This window comes from Marinilabilia rubra, assembly GCF_003121985.1.
Classification (GTDB): domain Bacteria; phylum Bacteroidota; class Bacteroidia; order Bacteroidales; family Marinilabiliaceae; genus Marinilabilia; species Marinilabilia rubra.
On sequence record NZ_QEWP01000040.1, the window covers coordinates 1 to 3,938 of the forward strand.

Consider the following 3,938-nt stretch of genomic DNA (forward strand, 5'->3'; position numbering starts at 1 on the left):
AAGGAACAGAATGTAGAACCAAAAAATAAAACATTTTCGAGTATCCACATATTAGAAATGATAAACCAAACCTTTGATTTTGTGAATATTCCACTGCATCAATCTGCTTAGCCTGACGGCTATGCCCCAAAGGGGGCAAATCTGGATAACCCAGGGTAAAAACCCGGGGCGAGATGTCCCCAAAACTATCAGGTCCCCGAATGCCTGCCTGCCGGCAGGCAGGGGGGCCAACTTTTAATTTGCTGATATTTTGATGTTTTCAAAAATCTGTCATTCTGAGCTTGTCGAAGAATCTGTTCGTTAGATAAACAGATGTTTCGACCATACTCAACATGACCTTTGGTGTTTTATACTTTTATGACGGCCTCTTTTATTTCTAACTTGTAACGAGAGCATATTTGAAAAAACCCAATCAATCACCTCTCGGATCAGGATTAAGTGGTAAAGGGGCCATTTTTTCGACTTCAACAGATGGTTGTCCAAACTCACTCACAACTTTCCCTTGTATCAGATAAACCACATCTCCCCTGAATGGCCATGCTTTTAAAACAGGAGGAAAATGAACCGTATCAAAAAACTCTCCCCGGGAATCCAAAAAAGTAGCAAAGTGCATAATCTCCTTTTTTACCGTACGAACGTACTTTACGGTAACCAACTGCCCCACCATTCGCACATTTTTCCCCACATTTTGCTCTAAACCTGAAGCATGAACCTCCCCTCGAAAAGAGGTTTTAAGCATATCAAAGAAGGTGCAGCCGACAGGGAACCCCAGCAACTCTATTTCGTCGTAAGCATCCTCCAATGAGGACTGCTCAAACGAGGGAAGATCGTATTGAGGAGAGTCGGTCTGAAACAACACTTTACCCGTATTGGACTTTTTTGATCCCCCCAGCAAGAGATGTCCTTCCCATAACAATTCGGGTTTACTTTTACCGGTAAAGCGAAAGACCCCCAAACGGATCAGGAGGATCAGCTGCTCCCGGGTAATGCCGGTTCGGTTAATAAAATCATCCAGCCCTGAAAAATCCCCGTTACGTCGTCTTTCAGCAATAAAAGTCTTCGCAGTCTTCTGCTCCAAGTCCCTGACATGCACAAATCCCAGGAAGATATCATCGCCGGAAATTGAGGTAGAAAACGCCCCCTTATTCACGCAGGGTAAATTAATTTTTGCCCCCCACCGTCTTGCCTCATTAACATAAACCCATGTGGCGTAAAACCCGCCAAAATTATTAATGACTGCCACCATAAACTCCAAAGGATAATAAGCTTTGAGATAGAGACTCTGAAAACTTTCCACAGCGTAAGAGGCCGAATGTGCCTTTGAAAATGAATAACCGGCAAAGGACTCTATCTGACGCCAGATTTCCGAGGTCAAATGCTCGGGATATTCTCTCTCCCGGCAATTCTGGAAAAACTTATTTACAATAGCCTGGAAAGCTTCTTTGGATCGGTATTTTCCACTCATCGCCCGGCGCAAAACATCTGAATCCGCCAAATCCAGTCCGGCAAAGTGGTGACAAACTTTAATCACATCTTCCTGATAGACCATAACCCCGAAAGTTTCTCCCAATTGTTCTTTCATAACGGGATGGGCATACTCAAAATCATCAGGATTATGAAAGCGCCGGATAAATTCACGCATCATCCCTGAACGGGCTACTCCGGGGCGGATAATGGAACTGGCAGCCACCAGCGTCAGATAGTCCTCACATCTCAGCTTTTTCAGCAATCCCCGCATTGCTGGACTTTCTATATAAAAACAACCGGTGGTCTCTCCTTTTCGCAAAAGATCTTTTACCCGCTCATCTTTCTTAAAATCATTCACCCGGTGCATATCAATCGTCACTCTGTGGTTCTCCTGAACAATTTCAATACACTCCTTAATATGTCCGATACCCCGTTGAGAAAGAATGTCAAACTTTTCAAAACCGATATCCTCTGCTGTGTACATATCCCATTGTGTAGCAGGAAAACCCTTTGGAGGCATATCAAGGGCCGTAAAGTCAGTAATCGGAGTCTCTGAAATCAAGACACCTCCGGCATGAATGGTGCGTAAGTTAGGGAAATCGGCTAACCGTTGGCCCATAGATAATATTTTTCGCTCCAGAGTTCCGGCTTCAAAATCTGCAGAAGGCCTCACCAGCTGGTCTATATCCTCTTTGGGCAACCCGTAAACTTTGCCAAGTTCGCGAATGGCAGCCCGTGCCTGAAAGGTAGACATAGCGCCCAGCAAGGCAGTGTGCTCCTTGCCATAGCGTTCAAAAATATACTTTTGAACCTCTTCCCTTTCGCGCCATGAATAATCAATATCAAAATCGGGAGGCGATGACCTTTTGGGATTCAGGAACCGCTCAAAATAGAGATCGAGTTCTATGGGGTCAACATCGGTAATTTTCAAACAATAGGCCACAACACTATTGGCACCACTCCCCCTGCCTACATGATAAAAACCCCGTGAAAGAGAGTATTGAATAATATCCCACGTAATCAGGAAGTAAGCTGCAAACCCCAGGTCATTAATAATCCCCAACTCCTTCTCAACCCTTTGTCCGGCTTCTGTATTATCTGTTCCATAGCGTTCTTTTAAACCATCAAAAGCCAACCTTGAAAGCAACTGTACATCCTCCTCCTTGTCGCCTGTATAAGTACTTTTGTTTTTTATGCTTTTAAAGTCAAAGTCGAATGAAAGTTGTTCTTTAATTTTTTCAGTAGTTCTGATTATCTCAGGCCAGTCTGCAAAAGCTCCCTTAAGCTTATCAGGAGGCACCATCCAGTCGTAAGAAGAGGCCAAATCATCTTCTGCAACTCTGTCCAGCAAAATATTCCGGTCGATGGCCCTTAAGTGGCGATGAAGATCTAATCCACTGCGATCAGCAAAAGTTACAGGCTGCCATATCACCAAACGATCCTGACAGCTGCGCCATTCTGAAGTCAGAAGTTGTCGTAACTGAAAGTGGCGAACACCGACATATTCATTCTCCTTCAATTCTCCGGGTTGCTTTTTTCCATAAGGCCAAATGGTTAAAGCATTCTCAAATACTGGCGGCACTTCTGGCAAGGGCAACCCCTGTAACCGATAGTAGGTCAAAAAACGATTGAGCTCCCCAAAGCCCTTTAAATTCAGAGCAATTCCGGTGTAAAGCCATTGATTGTCATTCCGGAAATCAATACCTGCAAGGGGTACAACATTCTTTTCCCGACAAACTTTCACAAACTCAAACATGCCGGAAGTATTGTTAATATCGGTCAGAATAAGCGCATCAATCCCTTTAGCAGCCGCTTGTGCGGCTAACTCCTCAGGCGACATAGTGCCGTAGCGAAGGCTGTAATATGATTTAGCTATAAACAATTATCAATGAGCAATTATAAGTGTACGATGTTCAATGTTCTTTGATCTGTACTTGGCAGAAAGACCAATAATCAAACATCCGGTATCAATAAACAATTATTAGTGATCAATAAAAAATTATAGTTTTTAGTTTTCATCTCATTAAAATTGTTTACTCCGTTTGTATTCGATAATTATAGTCCGTTATCCCGATGGTTCGGGATTGCAATGAACATTGAGTCAATCGTTTACACATCTACGATTTTTCGAGTTAACGCTCGGATTATCAATTGGCTATGATTTATCTTAAATCTAAGTAAAATCATAAACCATTTAAAATGTGTTTTTTATAATTTTCTTAGTTTTTTAAATCAATACTCCGTTATCCCGATGGTTCGGAATTGTAAAAAGCTTTAAATCAATTATTTGGAACCAAAGATGCATTTGCTTTAAATTCCAGATTATCAATGCTATATGGTTTACCTTAAATCTTTTATCTAAGTAAAGTCATAAACCATTTAAAACGTGTTTTTTATAATTTTCTTAGTTTTTTAAATATGCCGCAAAAAGAATCAAAATTTCTTAACTTCGAAAGTTTCCAGCTTCTAAC

At 41.9% G+C, this 3,938-nt stretch carries 1 protein-coding gene; it reads right to left on the minus strand.

Annotated features, from left to right (window positions below):
* Positions 1–412: 412 nt before the first annotated feature.
* A complete protein-coding gene (locus DDZ16_RS20430) occupies positions 413–3,349 on the minus strand; it encodes a DNA polymerase III subunit alpha (protein WP_109266342.1) in 2,937 nt (978 codons plus the stop codon).
* Positions 3,350–3,938 lie beyond the last annotated feature (589 nt).